We start from the raw sequence: 18,668 nt of genomic DNA on the forward strand, positions 1-18,668 counted from the left end.
TGCCGTCAATTTGATATATTTTTAGGCCCAAATGTCTAAATTTTGCGAGGATTTTATATAAATTTATGGTGTATTTTGTAATATATAATATTCAACTATCTGTATTTTGATTAAAGAAATTGATGTATATTTATTTGCTTGATTATGCATTGTTTTTATCTCCCTCTAGATTTCCATCTATTAAGATTAACCCATAGTCCATGAAGATTTTTATCATTAATTTTAAATTTGCTAGGTGTAATTGTTTGATTAAATGTTTCATTAAACTGCTTTTGGAAAGATGTTACTTCTTACTAATCGAGCAGTAGAGATGATAAGCCTTCTCTAATTTATTTTTGTGGATTTTGTAATTAGAATCGATAGTACAATGATCTTCAAGAAATTTTAATACGTTATTTTTGTTGGGATAGTATCTTTCCAATATTTCTTTCTAAAAATCAGTTTTAGTAAATTGGAAACTATTTCGTTGCCATCTTTGTATATAAGGCAAATTATTCCCTGCAAACAAAAGAACAGCAGTATTTACGAAGTCGAATGGCTGACCATAAATGGAATATAATGTTAAATTTTTATTATCTGCCAATAAGGGAGAAGGTTTCCCTTTAATTATTTCTGAATTTGAAAAAGCTGAGTACCAGTGTATCTTATAAATTACTCAACGCTGCTAAGTTTGGAGTGTCTCAAAAACGACAATGTGTTATTATTGTTTGAATTTGAAATGATCTTAAAAAGACATTTAAATTCCCAGACGGTAATTACACAGAAACACATTCTTTATTTACACTTGGTTATGTTCCATTGAAGGCAGTTATTTTTTCTGAAAATGAGATATGAAAAATACTATTTTAGCGAACGCGCTGTCTAAGGAATGTTTAATGCTAAAACAGTGATGAATAAAGGTAGGGCGCAAAATATTGAAGAACCTTGTAATACTGTTGGTGCGCATTTAGCAAAGGGAAGCTTGAATAGTACAGAACCCTCATTAGAAATAAATATTCCCGAATTCTTTTAAGCTAGTTAGAGCTGAGGGGACGCAATATAAAGCGTTAGGAAATGCAATTCCACTTGTTCTAATGTGGCATATTGGTAAAAAGGTTAGCTGAAACTTTGAGTTAAACACTATATTCCGAAATGGTAATGAATTTTCTAAATAATTATTTAGAAAGTAAGTAGAATGTCCAATTATTATAAAATTTAAAGTGCTGTGCTAAAAGTGAAAATTTAGCATAGCCTTTTTTGTTGTAATAAATGTAATGAGGGGGCGTAAACATTAAAAGCGTAATTTGAATTCTAAATAAAACAGACGATCGTGCAATCCATTTGAAGTCTTATTTGTCCTCACCATTTTTACTTATAAGGAGATTTAATTGTACTAGGGAATGATATCTGGAGGGCAATCAGTACTTTTTATTTTGTATGAAAAGGTTAAAAGTGAAATAAGTTTCGTATAGTAATAAAAATAATTAAAGGGAAACAGAACTTAAATATTTGTTGTTATTTTCTATGATATAATCGTAGCAAATAATATTATTGACGTGATAGAAGGAGTAACAATATATAAGTGCAATAAATTCCAAACTATATAAGTTGACTCTGTAATTTTATATTCTGACACACAGCTGGTTGATCACCTCTTCATGATGTTCATCTGCATAGCGAAGAATGGCTCGGACAGCCAGTCCAATTTTCTATACACTGCCAAAGAAGACGTTTTAAACAACCATTTCCTTGGCCATTTCTATATGCCCTCCATCAGGTTTAACTGCTGGATGAAAGGGGCAGAAACACAAGCTGCAGCCGACTTTTGTGTTGTTCAAGAAACTGCTGAATCACCTTAGCATGGTGAATCCGAACATTGTTCACTACCAACACAATCCGCCCTGTTGGATAGCGAGCAAGTAACGTATGCAGAAAGGGTAGAAACTCTTCAGCATCATATGATTCTTCCTCCAAACAAAGGATTTTGCTTGTTTCATAATCAAGCGTGTTGATCAACTTGACGCCCTTATGCTGGCCATAAGTTGGGATAAGGTGCTGCTTTCCTTTAAGAAACTAGGTAAGCCCGATTGCCTGATAATCTCGAATCATCTATTCATCTTCAAAGAGAAAATGGTGAATAGTACCATAAATCAGTTTTTTTAGAGTCAGAAATGTCTCTTCTAGAAAGTGTTTAGGGTCAAGGTGTAGGTCGGGCCCGTGTAGCTCCACCCGAGTGAATGAAAGAGCTTCGAGACACCCTTCTGAACAAGTAAAACGCCCGAAAGGACGAATAGCCTGACAAATAATGACTGTCCGCAAACTGCAGGAAGCAATGAAAACTGTAATAGAAATACCTAGTTCAACTTATATAATAGTTAAAGTATTTTGGATGTACTATAAAATAACTAAGGAGGTAAATATGGTATATTATATTGAAAATGAAAAAGAGACTATTAACTTTACTATTGAAAAAGACAATATTATTATTCTTCAGGACAATGAGTGTATTTTGAATATAATGTTGAACGAATATTTTAGTAAAGAATTAAATATTAATGAAAAAAATCCTCCTACCAAACGTATTAGTATATTGATTATTAGTAAAAATAAATTTTTTGTTAATGCAATGACAGAGAAAATGTTATTAACAAATAGTGTGATCGAACATAGTAATAGATATAGAAAATTTCTTCAAGATAAAAATATATTTTGTAATATGAATTCAAAAGAATATACGCCTGTATATTGGGGTCATTATTTGAATGTTTATTATGAAAATGAATTACCAGAGAATATACCTATGTTACATATATATCCCTTAGCATTGGGACGAGAAAACTTTAAGGAAAAAAGTAGAGGGGATAGAAATGCTTTAGGGAAATTGGATAATGTATTACCACCTGCATTTGTAATAAGTGATGTATTAAGCACAGCTTATAATTTTAGTAATAATTTTGATTATGTATTTATTGATGCAACTTCAATAAAAAAACCCTTCGAAATTATTAATTTTAAATGTCCGAGTACTATATTTTTTAGTTCTTATTTTGATGAAAGGCTGCCTTATATATTAAATTCTAATCAGGAATTTTGGGGGCTAGTAGAATTAGATAACTTGGAAAATTTAGTTATTAAATATATAAATACAAATTTTGATAATGAATTAGAAGAAGCATTTAAATTACTTAAAGATTTGAAAAAGGAAGCTATGCCGAACTTTGAATTAAAGATTGGTAATAAAATTTTATATAATATTATTAGGACATGTATTGAAGGGTTAGAGTATGATTTTATTGCAAAAGCAGTGACTCAATCAGATATGATACGCGATTTAATTAAAGAATTAAAAGATAGTGACTACAAATATGTAAATAGAAAACTTGAGAAGTTAATTGTCTTAATAGAAGATATCTATAATAAATATAAATTAGATGAAGTTTGTCCAAAATATGAAGAGATTTTACGAATATGTGAAAGAGCCTACTATGATAGAAAAAAAATATTGATAGTAGTAAGTAGTAAGATAGATAGCATTGGTCTAAAAGAGAAATTATCTCTATATTTCGATTTAGACATTGATTCTTTAGTTGATTATGGGTTTAATGTGGCTACTTATTATGACGTATTAAAAATGAAATATCAGGAATATGACGAAGTGATAATTACGTCTGCAATAAGATTTAAAGACTTAGATATTCTAACTAAAAACCTTGGGAAAAAAACTTTGGTTTTATTATACCAGATAGAGATACGTGAATTAAAAACAAAATATTATGCTTTGAGCGAAATTAAAAATTGTTTTGATAATGGGATACGCAAGGGTAACGACATATTAGTATATGATTTACTTTATCGTAAATTAAAGAATGCAGATACGGGTGGAAAAAAATTATTCTCTGAGTTAGAGATTGAAAATCTAATTAGTTCATTAGATAAAATAAAGGTGGACTATTCAGTAAGAGTTGATAAACCTTATAAAGGTGAAAATTCGGTGCGAGCAAATTTAATTACTTTTCAAGATGGCAGCAAGATTTTTTTGAAGCCAGGGATGGTAGTACAATATATAAATAATAATGACAAAAATATAGTTAAAAAGTATGCTAGAGATTTAAAAAGAAATGATGTTGTTGTTTTCATAGATGGTGATATCAGAGAGGACTTGTATAGATATTTCTTAGAGAGTGTTAATTCTGGTTCTGAATCTTCTTATCATTATGAAGTGGTTAAGAAATGGAAGTATACATATGAAGACAAATTTATTTATTCAAAAATAGATGTTAATCGCCTTAATGATAAAATGAAAAAGTTAGGTTGGAATAAATTAACAAAATTTGTATTGAATAACTGGAAAAATGGATATAGTTTTGGACCGAGAGATAAAGAAGACATAGAATATTTGGGAAAAGCTTTAAACATCAAAGAGTTTATAAATGATGCCGAATTTTATCATTCTTCTATGAGATATATTAGGACTGAAAGAAGATTAGCTTCAAGGATTTTAAACCAATTAATATTTTATTCAAATAAAAAGATTGTAGATGAAGATTTCGAAATTTTAGAAAAATATAATGTTACTTTAGAGGATTTACAAAAAGTTGTATCAACTAAAAAAGTTAAAGATATATCTAATCGATTATTTTCAATAAAGTCTACAGAAACTGGGATTATTTTTGAGCGGGAGGATTAATATGGATAGAAAAGTTTATTCAGAAGTTAGAGAAATTTTTATTAATGAATTAAAGAAAGACTTAATTGGTCCAAGTTATGATGAAATTGATATTTTGAATGAAAGCCCCTCACAAGCATATTTAACAGGAATTTTATATCCTTTAGAATCTGAAGAGCAGATTGATTTAGAAGTTTTAACTGAAATCTATGAAACCCTGTCAAATGAAGAAGTAGAGGGAACTGAAGAAAATGACGAAAATACACTTAAAAACAACTTAATAGTTAATAAAAGGCAAAATTCAGTAGGGATTAAAAGTTATTTAACAAATGATATTAAGGAGATATCTTTTAAAGCTACTTGGGGTCAATATGAAAAAACTTATACTACTGAGCATGTAAAAAATAAAAAAACAGGAGAATTTATAAAAAAAGATCTACCGAAATACATTAGGAATATAGTGTGTCATGAAATACAATTAAATTTAGATAGTAATATTAAAATTTTAGAGTTAGCAAATAATATTTATGTTATGTGGGATACTGTTGCGATAAACGGAACGGATAAAAAAATCTTATCAATTTTTTTAGTAAATAAAAATATTGATAAGACAAATGCAAAATCTATTTATCAAGTAGAATTTGAAATTTCTTCTACAGATCAATCAGCTATCTTTTTATGTGAAAATGAAGCTAAAGTACATAATAGAGATTTTCAAGAATTTCTATATCGAAACAAACCAATATTTGGAAAGGGTTTTGGTTGTGCTGTAGAATGGAGTGATTTTTCTAATACTAAAGCAAGGAGTTTAAAAACATCATTTATTCCAACCCATGAAGTCCAAGGTATGAGTACTGAATTACCATTTGATCCTGCTATGCCTGATTTACGCGATGACTATTTATCTATCAAAAGTTTTGCTGTTTCAGTTAATAAAGATGAGGTTATTGAAAAGTTATTAAGTCTAGCAACTCGTTATGATAATTGGATTGCTGATTTACCAATTGAAAAAGTGAATGACCAGCAGTCAGGTTTAAATTCTTTAGAAAAATGTAAATTAGCTTTATCTAGGATTAGAAAAGGTATTCAAATATTATTAGAAAATGACTTAGCCTATGATGCATTTAAATTTATGAACCAAGTTATGCATACACAGGTAAGTATGAAAAATTATGCTAAAAACTCTAAAGAAACAACTTTAGTTGAAGAATTAAACAAAGAAAACTTTTCATGGAGACCATTTCAGTTAGCATTTATTTTAATGAATGTAGAAGGAATCATCGATCCTTTAAGTAATGATAGAAAGATTGTAGATTTATTATGGTTTCCTACTGGTGGAGGAAAGACAGAGGCTTACTTAGGAATTATCGCGTTTTTGTTAGGTTATCGTAGACTAACGAACAATCAGAGTGATGAATATACTAAAGATGGTGGTGTTACTGTTATTTTGAGATATACATTGAGACTATTAACCACTCAACAACGTGATAGATTAATGCGTTTAATAGCTGCCGCTGAATATATTAGAGCTAAAAAAAGTCCAAAATATGGTGAAAAAGAATTTTCAATTGGTTTCTGGGTTGGAGGAGGGGTAACAGCTAATAAATTTGAAGAACTTCAAGAAAATGAAAGAAGCCGTAGAGACAAGAATAAAGTAGATTATGAGTATAAAAAAATTGAAAAACAAGTAATCGAATGTCCTTGTTGTGGGACAAAGAAACTGAATTATAAATTTTTACCGACAAGAGATACTCATGTGGCTAAAACAGGTATTGAAATTTATTGTACTAATATGGAATGTTATTACTCTAAATACCATATCCCTGTTTACCTAATCGACGAAGAAATATACAGAAAAACACCTACAGTGATTATTTCGACTGTAGATAAATTTGCAAGGCTTCCATGGGATGAAAAAACAGCTGCATTATTTGGGAAAGTGGACAGATTGTGTGAAAAGTGCGGATATATAGCTGAAGGAGAAGCACACCCCTCACGTCATATCAAACCTTCTGCTAAAGTCCATACTGTAAAACCATTTTATCCACCAGAGTTGATTATACAAGATGAATTACATCTTATTACAGGTCCTCTAGGAACAATTTATGGTTTATATGAAAGTGCCATTGATGAATTAACAACAGCAAATATTAATGGGGTAAGGATGCCCGCAAAATATGTGGCTGCAACAGCTACTATAAAGAATGCTAATGATCAAGTTAGAAAGGTGTTTGGTAAAACCCAAGTATTTCAGTTTCCGCCTGCCGGACTAAGTGTAGAGGATTCTTTTTTTGGAAAAGAACAGCCATTAGATGATTTTCCATTTAGGTTATATGCTGGTGTATGTGTTAGTGGTCAATCGATGAAAACCGTAATTTTGAGAGTTTATGCTGTCCTATTGCAAGTTTCTGAAACAATTCTTTTTGAAGAACGTTATGCGAAATACGTCCCTTATATAGATCCTTACCGTACTTTAATAGGATATTTTAATAGTGTAAGGGAACTTGGTGGAGCAGTATGGTTATTAGCTGACGACATTGGGAAAAGGATTCAACGAATAGTTGAAAAGTATGGTTATTCCAAGCGGAGATATATAAATAAGAATAAAGAATTGACGTCACGTGTTCCTTCTTATGAAATTCCGAAAGTATTAGAACTTTTAGAGAGAAAAGTTGGTGACAAGGAATTAGATGTTGCATTGGCTACAAATATGATTTCTGTTGGAATGGATGTAGATAGATTAGGTTTAATGGTAATAAATGGTCAACCTAAACAAACGTCAGAATATATCCAAGCATCAAGTCGTGTGGGACGTAGTAAGCCTGGGCTTGTTGTAACAGTTTACAATCCTTATCGTCCAAGAGATCTATCACATTATGAGAATTTTAAAGGATATCATAGTAGGCTATATAATTTTGTTGAAGGCACAACAGCTACACCGTTTGCGGCTAGAGCTAGAGATCGTGCTTTACATGCTTTAATAGTAGGATTAATTAGACTCCAATATCCTAATTTGGCTAAAGATGAAGCAGCATCTGAAATTGTAAATTTAGATTTATTTTCGGTTAAAGAAACATTAATAAATAGGGTTAAGACAGTAGATTCTAAAAATCTTCTGGATACTATACAAGATATAAATCAATTTTTAGATTTATGGATAGAGGCAGCAGAACTATATCCAGATCTAAAATATTATTATTATCCATCCAAAGAACGTATTGAAAAAAAGGATAAACGATTACTTTCAAGATTTAACGATTTGAAAAATATCAGAGAAAGTGTAGATATAAAATATGAACACCCTACATTAGATTCTATGAGGCAAATTGAAAGTACTTCTAAAATATATATTTATGAGGGGTGGTCTAAATGATTAAAAATGAAGTAGGAGAAGTTCGCCCAGGGCAACTTATAACAACATTTGGACCTGGTGCAATAATGGATGCAGTAAAAGATTCTTTAGTAGTCTTAGATATTTCCTATTGGAGGAATAATTTAGATGATATAGAAGATGAAAGATTAGGAGCTTTTTTAAAAAAAGATAAGTTTAAGAAAATTCCTACAAAAGGTTTTAGAGATTTACCTGCTATTCCTTTCCCAAATTATCATGTTTGTTCTAATCCTAATTGTAGACGATTATTTGATATAAGAGAAAATTTTGATATAGAAAATTACTTGAAACATGGTCCTATATGTATGGAATGCTCTAAAGGTAGAGAATATCCTTTTAAAGCTTATCCAGCTCGTTTTATTATTTCTTGTGATTTAGGAAACCATTTAGATGATTTCCCTTGGCATTGGTGGATTCATAAAAAAAGTGGAAAACTAGATTGTAAAAGTAAATTAAAGCTTTCTAGTTCTGGGAATAACTCAGGTCTTTCATCTATAGTTGTTTCTTGTGAAACTTGTGGAGAATGGAATCATATGGGAGGTGGTATGCAAAGAGAAAACTTTGCTGATTATCCACAACGATGTGAAGGTAATCATCCTCATCTTCTAAACAAGAAAGAATCATGTGATGGAGGGATAGTACCTTTACAACGAGGGGCCTCAAATGTATATTTCCCTGTTCTTAGAAGCGCAATCTCTATTCCTGTAGAAACAAAAAATACTAAGAGAGTTGAAGATGTAAAATTCAATATTTTTTCTGAGATAGAGGACAAGTTAGATAGTCATGTTGAAGATTTTGGTAGGCAGGCATTGGGATTGTATTATAATCGTAATAAAAATACTTTTATAGGTATTGAATCAGCAGAAGAGTTTGCTTCTGCATGGGATGAATATAAACATAACAAAAACAATCATATTAATATTCAAAATTACAATGAAATAAAGGAAATGGAGTACGATGTATTAACTGATATTAATAAAGCTATTAGCGATGATAAAATTTTTAAAGCAAAAGAAGTTGCTGTACCAACTGATTTAAAAAAATATTTTTCCCGTATTGTAAAAGCGCACAGATTAAAGGAGATACTTGTCTTACTTGGTTTTTCAAGGAATGATAGTCCAGAGCCAGAAGCTAGAGACCCAAGAGATATTGTGAAATTAGGGGATAATCAAACAAATTGGCTTCCAGCAGTTGAAATATTAGGAGAGGGTATATTTATAGAATTTAATCGTGAAACAATTAATCAATGGTTAGATGAAAATTCTAAATTAAAGGATCAATCTTATAAATATAATAAACTTTATAATCAATATATATTTAAAAAAGGATGGACAGAGCAAACACAGAAAGATGCGATATACGTAATGTTACATACTTTCTCACATTTGTTAATGAAACAATTTTCTTTACAATGTGGTTATTCATCCTCTGCTATTAAAGAAAGGATCTATTATAGCGAAAGTATGGCAGGATTGTTAATATATACAGGTAGTACAGATCAAGAAGGTTCATTGGGAGGATTGGTTGAAATGGGAGAAGTGACAAATCTAAGAAAAGCAATAATTGAAGCTTTAGATGAGGCAAGGTTTTGCTCAAATGATCCAAGTTGTTCAACTCAAATACCTTCAGAGGATAATTACATTAATGGTGTATCTTGTTTTGCGTGTACTATGTTACCTGAAACTGCTTGTGAAGTAGGTAATATGTTGTTAGATCGATCGTTAGTTGTTGAAACTATGGGTAGTAAATACAATCCGTATTTTAAAGGTCTGTATTAAAAAATGAATATTAGTTCTACTAGATTACAAGTGTTAATTACCGAATTATATGAGATGCTAAGTGGTTCTCAGCTTGAATCATTAAGGATTCATAAAGTTTTATTGAATTACTTTCCGAATTTATGTGAAGAGGAAGTAACTTTGTTAATCGATTTACTAAATGGAATGCGAGAAAAAGCTACTGAAAATAGTAGTAACACTGAAATAGTTATTAGCAACTCCTTAGAAATGAATCATGAATTAAGAAAAACTGTAGGTGTTATAAGAGAAAATATTTTGGCTTCAAGACAGTCTATATTAATTACGGGATATGCAATTTCAGAATTTGCAAAAGAATTAATTGATTTGTTAATTTTAAAATCTACACAAGGGGTAAGAGTAACATTCTTAATAGATAAAGATGTAGAAGAATCGATGTTTAAGGCAGCTATTAAATTACCAAATTTTAAAGTTTATAGATTCAATCCATCCGATAGTTATACGCACTTACACGCTAAAGTAATGATATTTGATAAAACAAGAGCGTTTGTTTCTTCATCGAATCTTTCTTATAATGGTATAATTAACAATATTGAGATAGGGATACTTACTAACGATAAAAATGTAATTAAATTGAACGATGTTTTAGGGAAATTAGTTAGTAGTAGTTATTTTGAAATTTTAAATTAAAATAGTTAAAGATATTTTACCTCTATTTGAAACAATTTTGCTGTATGTAAAAAAGCAGAAATGTTATTGTTATAACATTCCTGCTTTTAATAATTGATTTAATGAAAGAAGCTGGTTTTCAGTTATTAATTTTTATTTAGAAGATCAAACAACACTTCAGCTATTTTATAAGCCATTAAAGGTGGAACAGCATTACCGATTTGTTTAAAAGCGGCGGTGCGAGAGTCTTCAAAGTAGTAGTCATCGGGAAAAGATTGAAGTCTTGCTGCTTCTCTAACAGAGATAGATCTATTTTGATTAAGATCAGGATGAATATAGTAATGCCCATCTTTTGATATATGTGCCACAACAGTATGCGAAATATCATCATTTTTCAGGGGCTTATAGCGGTCTAAAAATGATTTTGTATTTTTGTGTGTTTGAAGATTTTTAGGTAATTCATTATATTTAAGAATTCTTTTTTCATTTAACCATGTGCTTACTGCTAAATGATAAATCTTTAAATCATTTTCATTATTTTTCCGGGTGATATGTTGTGTTAAAATAACCCAATTATCAGGTCTGATAAATTTATTATTGATATTTTTATTTTTTAAATAGGCATATTTTCCGTCTATTGATTCGCCAGATTGAAGAGAAGGTAAGTCACTAAATAATTCTTGTATTGTAGAAAAGTTTTCGTTTGGAAATATAGGATAAGAGAGGTTTAAATTTTTCTGCCAACCTATTAGTATTACACGTTCTCTATTTTGACTAACTCCGAAATCTTTAGCGTTTAGTATTTTGTAATCCAGAGTATAGCCTGCTAAAGATAAATATTTTTGTAAACTCTCAAATACTGAGCCATCTAATGAAGTTAGAATTCCTTTAACATTTTCAAAAATAAACATTTTAGGTCTATAGTATTTTAAGAAATCTATATATCTAAAATATAAGTAATTTCGTTTATCATTCTGCATATTATAAGGGTCTCTTGACTTCCCAGCAGTAGAGTACGCTTGACATGGAGGCCCACCAATAATTAAATCCACCTTAGGATTATCGTAAGATGCCAAAATGTTATCAATTCTTTTTCTTAAAGATGGAAGTGTTTCTATATTTATTTCAGATTGGATAACACGCGATAAGATTTCTTCTGGAATCATATCAAATAACTCATCACGATTAATTTCTTTTTTTAAATACCGTAAGTAACTATCTAAATTATTGGTGTTTTTTAAGTAATAAAAGACTTCACGTGTTTTCAGCGTATTACAAGCACTTTTATCCATTTCAACATGGGCGACTATTTCAAAACCAGCTTGTCTAAAACCTTCAGAAAGTCCCCCTCCACCTGCAAATAGGTCTATCACTTTCATTTTACATACAACTCCTTAACTGCAATTATACAAGATGTATAATAAAAAGGAACTTTAAAATTTTTATGGTAAGATCACTTATAATTTGTTTTATATTGTTTTGATTAAGAATAAATATCTTGTTGATAGAGGTAGTGTTGGATGAAGCTTTAACCTTGGTTTTAATATAGTAACTGTAAATAGAGTGAATGATGATTTTAGAACTACTTTTAAATGAAACGAGAAAACGCTTAACTAAATTAAATTAAGGGAAACATACTTATATTTGTAGTAATTATAATTGAAGTAATAAAACCTTCCAATTTTGTATAGGAAGTAAATAATTTTATTGAACGATTGAATATAATTGTAACTAGGAGTAGCTGAATCATTATCATTAATAAAAAAATGAAATTGTCTCCGTAAGCAAGTTTTTTATAAAATTCTATTTTGAGTCAAATTTAGGTCTGTCTCAAAATTTGAAGTAGAAAAACGGCTTTAAAACGTTGATATATCAGGTTTTTACCAAAATATAATTCTTCCCTCGTCTCCATTTTCTGAAATCAAATGATTTCAATGAGTGTCAAAATCCTTGATATAATAGGATTTTGGCACTTTTTTTTGTCAGTTGATTTCATCTGATTTCATCGAAAAATAGTCGGAAACTTAACTCTCTAAATAGTTCACAAACTTCTGTATAGTGCCTTCTTCGTTACGTGTGTATAGATATCTAAAGTAGTCTTTACGTCAGAGTGACCAAGGCGATCTTGTACTTCCTTAATGCTTGCTTCAACTTCGAATAACAAAGAACAGTGCGTGTAGCGTAGACCATGTGGTGATACACGCTTTATTGAATGTTTACTTTGCACTTGCCTAGGTTGAATATAAGCATTTTCTTTATTACTAAATACTAATTGGTTTTTCTAAAGTGTATTGATACCTAACTTAAAGTAATGTTGTTTCTGTTGCTTTTTCCATTCTTTTAAAATAGCCACAGTGTTATCAGCGATTTTAATTGTTCTAGCTTTCCCTGTCTTCGTAAATTTTTTCTATAGCTGTGTATTTTTGCCGCGCCCTATAGCGTTGTTAATTCATTATCAACAAAGTTTAAATCATTCCCTGTAAGGGCTAATGTTTCGCTTTTACGCATGCCAGTGTAGGAGACTAAGCGAAGTAGTGCATATTCTTTATAGTCTAAATGAATTTCAGCGTATTCTAAAAAGGTACGTAATACTTCCTTACTATAAAAGTTTTCATCTGCCTCATCAATTGGATCAATAAATGTTTGTTTAACCTTTGTTTCTACATGTGTAAAAGGATTGGTAGTTATATAACCATATTTAATTGCAAAGTCCAGAACTTTTTTAGCATAAGATTTAATTGTACGAGTTTTTTTAACTTACTAGCCCATTCATCATAGTGCTTTTGACAAATAGCAATGCTGATTTTCTCAATTCGATAGTTCCCAAGGCTAGGTAGAATATGATTTATTAAATATCCTAGTGTTTTAATAAAAGTACTTTCTTCAACTATTTTTTCGTAGTGAATAATCCATAAATCATACATCTCTTGATATGTTTCAACGCTAGTCTGTCTGTATGTTCCATCTGCTTTACTTTTATACGATTCAGTTCTAACTCAGTTTCTTTTTTTGTTTTAAAGCCGTGAAGAGTAGTATTCTTTGCTTTACCTGTTAATTCATCTATTCCTAAATACACAAGAAACATATACAGAGTTTTTCCACATTTATCTTGATAGCTTTTAATGGGTGATGCTTTTGTCCTTGTCATAAAAACTCTCCTAGTATCATTGCGGGGGCAAGATATAAAAGGAGAGGAGTTATCCTCTATTGATAGTATAATCGATTCGCAAGGTAATTCTCCTCGTAAAGACATAGGTAATTAAATTGTTTAGAGTTAGTAGTACAATGTCATTCTAAATCTGTATGGTGAGTTTAATAAAATATTAGCTGTTTGTAAGCAGTCTCAGCAGAATGGTCAAGGCCAAGATTGATACTATTCGAGTTTCGCCAATCTTATTTTTATAATGTGGTATTGGAGACGAATTGTTAGTATACATAATAATCCTCTTAATTTATCTTTGTTTTTTTAAAGCTATCCTCATCCAAGAAGCGGTCAATTTCTTTTTTTGGAAACCCTTTTAACCCCATCTATTCCGGATATTTCTAATCCCATCAAACGAAACTTCATTAGTGTGTTGTATGAAACATTTGCGTATTTTGCTGTTTTTTTTAAGGACATCCATTCACTTTCAATTAAAGAATTTTTTAATGAAGAGGTGGTTTTTATTACTACAGTTGATATAAGCTTCTCCATGTTTACTTCATTAATTTGCATATTCTCATTCATTTAGTTGTTCTCCTTCAATTATTATTCATCTGAATCTTTTCTACATCAATGTCCGGCAATTCACTAATGTGTGTATTAGTAATCTCGTATGCTTTTTTGAGTGGAGTTACTTTTAATGCCCTTGCAAATGAATTATATGAAAGGGTGGATGGATTAAGCTCTGCCTGTTGTATGACATTCATTAATAAAGTTATTAAATCAGACTCATACATTTTTAATACGCGATAGTACAGATTCTTTTGTTCACCTGTAGGAAACTCTTCATTAACCAAGGTGTGAATTTTCCTTCTACGACTAGGAACAGAGTTGTCACCAATTTATTTTCGATCTCTTCCACATTAAATTTACTAGTGTTAATAGCAGCATCTCTAATATAAATATCAAGGTCAAAAACATCTGAATTATCAACGACTCATAGTACATTGAAGGTATATCTATACATTTGTAGGAATTACGATTGGGAAGTTGAGACTATGCACACTGCAAAGTCCGTCATTCAAAATGACCTTAGCATAGGTTATCGAGAGTTAACACGAATATTAAATTGGCTAGAAAGCAATTGTTTTATTCAAAGATCCAATTCAAATAACCATCAAATGTATCAGACAAAGATATTGATTGCTCCAGATTTCGATGAAAGGACAAACAAATTTATAGGATACTCGGAACCGATTAATACATTTAAATTGAAACAGCTACAAGAAGGATACACTTCTATTCCTAATGACGTTTTATCAAATGTTTATTTACCCGCAGCGCCGACAAAAAACGCTTGGAAAGAAGAAAAGGTACGAACACTCGTGATGCTATACAGGTATTGTTGGTTAGATTATTTTGGAGGAGTTGATCCAAATATCATATCGATAGATCAATCAAGGAAGGAAATTGATATTGATACATCCTTCTACTATTCATTAAAGATGACAGAAAAAGAAGCCATTAGAAACGTTAATTATTTGATTAAAGATGGCTTCTTTCAATCAGTAAAAATTTGGTTTGAACATCAGTATTATCAACACATTTACAGAGGTGATTTCGACTGTATTAATCCTCCAAGCAACTCCAGTGCAATATTTGTATTGCGTCCAAAATATATATCTAAGTCTAAAATTAAAAAAGATAGATAAACTAATTGGGGAAGGGAAGATAAGTTTTGATAAATACTAATATTATTGTTGATTCAGATACATACTCTTTGATGCATGATTCAAACAATACATTCAAGATAAGTGGAAAGCCGTTAAGTTACACACACGTGACCACTAAAGGTAAAGGTTCAAAGCAATTACAAGCAATTGATATGATGCAATTTCAGAATAAAATACAGTCAATATTTCATGCTGATTTATTAGCAAGACAGCTGAAGCTTCCAATCAAACAGAGTATGGTTGAAATTCAAATTGAGGTGATGTAAACACGTTCAGTTGATGAACTACCGCTATTGAAGATAATGAAATCTATCTTGGATGGGTTGAATCGTAATATTTTACGAGACGATTCGGTGGTCTATAGGTGCTGTATTAATTACACATTTAAGAAACGATTAGCTCGTCAATCAATACGTACTCCTTCAGATGGGGTCTCCATTACAATCGTTGATTTAAAAACTTCTCATATCATAGCATCGCTGAATGACATTAATATTATATATGGTTCCGAAAAAAGAACCACTTGTACTTGATTTTGAGTCTGGCTATGTAATTTTCAATCTGTATGAAGATGAATATCTTGATGGAATATACAAAGGTCTGTCGATAACGAATTTCGTGGTACCTATTCAAGTTTGTTATGAAGTTACAAGCTATATCTTCTCAGACTCCATCAGGAATAATGCAACTCTGCCACTAAACTTCGGACTGTACCTACAGTAGCAGGAAATACAGTTGGTTCTCCATTAGATGGAAAAGAAACTTTGAAAAAAGATGGTAATGGTAATAGCATTTTGATAGACTTGGAGTACAAAGCGAAAACTCCTCTCGTGGTTTGTCTAGGCACAATTACGATACGTGAGTTTTTGCTTTTCTTCTAAAGGGAGATGTAAAATTATTGAATTAATAGAAAATCAACCACAAGTTATGGTGAAGAACCATTTTATTTGCTTTAAGGAGGGAATGTAGTGTTAAAAATACAGGGATTAGACATAAATAAAATCAATGGAATAGGGAATTTAAAGATTCAATTTAATCCTTTTTTAAATATTATATGTGGAGCTAATGGGGTTGGGAAAACTACAATATTAGAATGTATTCACGATGCCTTAAAAAGTAATGAAAGAATTAACATACGATTAAAAAAAAATTTAGTGTGGGGTAAATCTGGCTATTACATTTATGGTGAATCAGATTTTGGAAATTACTTCAAAGAAAGAGATTTAGATATTGAAAAAAGATATGTTGATGGGAAAACAGGTAAAGAATTCTTATACTTTAATATATTTAGAACTCAGTACAATAATTTTTGGGGAAATAAATTTACTTATGTAGTTAATTGGTTTGGAAAAAATTATTTAAAAGAAAATTTGGATGTATCAGAGTATGACGATTTACGATTAGCAATTCAGTGTTTTAATAAATTAGATTCTAGTATAAAGTTTAGTAGAGTTAAGGTTAAAGATAATATAAGAAAAGGAAATTATGTAACTCACCGAAATAACATCCCCAATTTTGAAATATTAGTCGAAACCATAGACGGAGAATTGAATCTTACGGACTTATCATCAGGATACTTATCATGTTTAATTATTTTCTTAGAAATTATAAAAAAAGCTACAGAATGTGGGAGTTTTAATAAAAATATTAATGAATTTGATGGAGTTATATTGATAGATGAAATTGATTTACACCTCCATCCAGAATGGCAGAAAAAAGTATTGGATATTTTAAGATGGCTAGTACCTAACGCGCAAATCATAGTTACAACACATAGTCCACATATTGTTCAATCAGCAGAAAGAGGAGAAGTAATTTCTATAAAAAATGTTAGTGGAAATTGTGAGGCAATTGTACATAAAAGCAATTCTAATTATGGTTATCAAGGATGGACAATAGAGGAAATATTAGAAGATGTTATGGGATTAAAAAGTACAAGGTCGACATTATATTCTGAATTAGTAAGTAATATAGAACATGCGATAGATACTCTAGATGGGAAATCAGCTGAACTTTATCTAAATAAATTAAAGATTTTTTTACATCCAAACAATCCAATTGGAAAAATATTGAGTTTACAGGTAGCAAGTATAAGGGGATATAAATATGATTAAAATTAATAAATTAGATTGTCCAGTAGAGTTAACAAGCCAATTACAAAAAGAACTTACAGAGGTTTACAAAATAACGAAAGAATCAGTATGGCAAAAAAAATTCATAAAGGAAGCATTATTAGCTAGTTCATATCAGAAATGTGTTTATTGTGAATGCAAGTTAGAGATAGAATCAAATTATTTAGAAGTAGAGCATTATTATCCTAAAATAAAATATCCTGAAAATGTTGTTGATTGGGACAATCTTTTACCTATTTGTAAGCGATGTAATGTTAATAAGGGTGACTTCGATACATACTTAAATCCATTTATTAATCCTGCTCTTGATAACCCTAAGGAGCATATTATGTTGGATTTATATCGTTTAAGACCTGTAACTATAGCTGGAGAAAATACAATCGAAGAAATTAATTTGAATGATTCTAGTAAAGTGGTATTAGTTAGACAACAAATTTCAGATGCTGTTTTAAATTTACTAGAAGATGTTTATCAGAAAATTTTGGAGTATAATGAGAATCCATCAAATAGAAGGTTAAATAGAATTGCGAATTCTTGCAAAGGTATATTTCAAGAAGGTCTAAGTGATGAAGACTATGCGGGTACAGTTTCTACGGTTTTAACGAATTCTCCTTTATTTGAGATAATAATATCTTTTTTGAAAGAGCATAATCGTTGGGATCCTGAATTTTTAGATATTGTAAATGAATTGAATATAAATGCACTTTCCACAAATAAAACTTTATTTTTAAATTATTTTAAAGAGAAATTAACAGCAAATTAACATGCTTTAAAAATCGATATGAAAATTAAAAAATAGGACACAGACTTGTAAATAGAAAAGGAACTAATTTAGAGTGGAAAATATTAAATTAGTTCCGATTTTTTATTTAGGAAAAGAATCTCCTAAATAAATCAATTGCTCCCGCAACACATTTTTATTAAATGTAGTCAAAATATCGTCAAAATTTATCTATGGTCTTTTGAAGTTTATTAAATCAATGTTATGGAGAGGTAGGTTGAACTCCCGACGTCTCCATTTTGTAGAAATCAAATGATTTCAATGAATGTCTGTGACGTAAAGCATAAAATTTTCGTTTGGAAACTTTATGCTTTATTTTATTTTTGGAAGTTTTATGCTTGATTTTGAAAACGATACCGCAATCGGGCGCTCTCCTCGATAAAGGAAAGTGTTTTTTCATTAGGGGACCATGTGCTTG

At 30.3% G+C, this 18,668-nt stretch carries 14 protein-coding genes; 8 read left to right on the forward strand and 6 right to left on the reverse strand.

Annotation, left to right across the window (positions count from 1 at the left end; translation table 11 throughout):
* The first annotated feature begins 2,398 nt into the window (after window positions 1–2,398).
* The 4 genes from drmE (at window position 2,399) to MHI34_RS11950 (ending at window position 10,483) form a co-directional block, all read left to right on the forward strand.
* Window positions 2,399–4,666, forward strand: a complete 2,268-nt coding sequence (gene drmE, locus MHI34_RS11935; RefSeq protein WP_342503469.1) for a DISARM system-associated protein DrmE — start codon at window positions 2,399–2,401, stop codon at window positions 4,664–4,666.
* A gap of 1 nt (window position 4,667) precedes the next feature.
* Window positions 4,668–8,018, forward strand: coding sequence for a DISARM system helicase DrmA (drmA, locus tag MHI34_RS11940; RefSeq protein ID WP_342503470.1), 3,351 nt, complete (start codon window positions 4,668–4,670; stop codon window positions 8,016–8,018).
* The gene (locus tag MHI34_RS11945; protein WP_342503471.1) at window positions 8,015–9,814 is read left to right on the forward strand and encodes a DUF1998 domain-containing protein; all 1,800 of its coding nucleotides are present in this window, start codon (window positions 8,015–8,017) and stop codon (window positions 9,812–9,814) included. Before drmA ends, MHI34_RS11945 begins: the two co-directional genes overlap by 4 nt.
* A 141-nt stretch (window positions 9,815–9,955) precedes the next feature.
* Window positions 9,956–10,483, forward strand: coding sequence for a phospholipase D-like domain-containing protein (locus MHI34_RS11950; RefSeq protein ID WP_342503472.1), 528 nt, complete (start codon window positions 9,956–9,958; stop codon window positions 10,481–10,483).
* A gap of 125 nt (window positions 10,484–10,608) precedes the next feature.
* Here MHI34_RS11950 and MHI34_RS11955 read toward each other — a convergent pair whose 3' ends face one another.
* The 6 genes from MHI34_RS11955 to MHI34_RS11980 all read right to left on the reverse strand — a co-directional run bounded on the left by MHI34_RS11955 (window position 10,609) and on the right by MHI34_RS11980 (window position 14,461).
* On the reverse strand, window positions 10,609–11,841 hold the full coding sequence (locus MHI34_RS11955; RefSeq protein WP_342503473.1) for a DNA cytosine methyltransferase: 1,233 nt from the start codon (window positions 11,839–11,841) through the stop codon (window positions 10,609–10,611).
* A 662-nt stretch (window positions 11,842–12,503) separates the two neighbouring features.
* Window positions 12,504–12,689, reverse strand: coding sequence for a tyrosine-type recombinase/integrase (locus MHI34_RS11960; protein WP_342503474.1), 186 nt, complete (start codon window positions 12,687–12,689; stop codon window positions 12,504–12,506).
* 457 nt (window positions 12,690–13,146) lie between these two features.
* Entirely contained in the window at window positions 13,147–13,386 is a 240-nt protein-coding gene (locus tag MHI34_RS11965; protein WP_342503475.1) for a hypothetical protein, read from the reverse strand.
* Window positions 13,350–13,610: an Arm DNA-binding domain-containing protein gene (locus tag MHI34_RS11970; RefSeq protein WP_342503476.1), complete on the reverse strand. Its 261-nt coding sequence runs from the start codon at window positions 13,608–13,610 to the stop codon at window positions 13,350–13,352. Before MHI34_RS11970 ends, MHI34_RS11965 begins: the two co-directional genes overlap by 37 nt.
* 345 nt (window positions 13,611–13,955) lie before the next feature.
* On the reverse strand, window positions 13,956–14,189 hold the full coding sequence (locus tag MHI34_RS11975) for a DNA-binding protein (protein WP_342503477.1): 234 nt from the start codon (window positions 14,187–14,189) through the stop codon (window positions 13,956–13,958).
* 14 nt (window positions 14,190–14,203) lie between these two features.
* Entirely contained in the window at window positions 14,204–14,461 is a 258-nt protein-coding gene (locus MHI34_RS11980) for a hypothetical protein (protein WP_342503478.1), read from the reverse strand.
* Window positions 14,462–14,662: 201 nt separating this feature from the next.
* On the opposite strand from MHI34_RS11980, the gene MHI34_RS11985 reads away from it, so the two are divergent.
* The 4 genes from MHI34_RS11985 (at window position 14,663) to MHI34_RS12000 (ending at window position 18,232) form a co-directional block, all read left to right on the forward strand.
* Window positions 14,663–15,316, forward strand: coding sequence for a hypothetical protein (locus MHI34_RS11985; protein ID WP_342503479.1), 654 nt, complete (start codon window positions 14,663–14,665; stop codon window positions 15,314–15,316).
* A gap of 26 nt (window positions 15,317–15,342) precedes the next feature.
* Entirely contained in the window at window positions 15,343–15,603 is a 261-nt protein-coding gene (locus MHI34_RS11990; protein WP_342503480.1) for a hypothetical protein, read from the forward strand.
* A gap of 702 nt (window positions 15,604–16,305) precedes the next feature.
* Window positions 16,306–17,451, forward strand: coding sequence for an AAA family ATPase (locus MHI34_RS11995; protein WP_342503481.1), 1,146 nt, complete (start codon window positions 16,306–16,308; stop codon window positions 17,449–17,451).
* Window positions 17,444–18,232, forward strand: a complete 789-nt coding sequence (locus MHI34_RS12000; protein ID WP_342503482.1) for an HNH endonuclease — start codon at window positions 17,444–17,446, stop codon at window positions 18,230–18,232. Before MHI34_RS11995 ends, MHI34_RS12000 begins: the two co-directional genes overlap by 8 nt.
* Window positions 18,233–18,668 lie beyond the last annotated feature (436 nt).

The organism is Lysinibacillus sp. FSL L8-0126 (assembly GCF_038630385.1).
GTDB classification, from domain to species: domain Bacteria; phylum Bacillota; class Bacilli; order Bacillales_A; family Planococcaceae; genus Lysinibacillus; species Lysinibacillus fusiformis_D.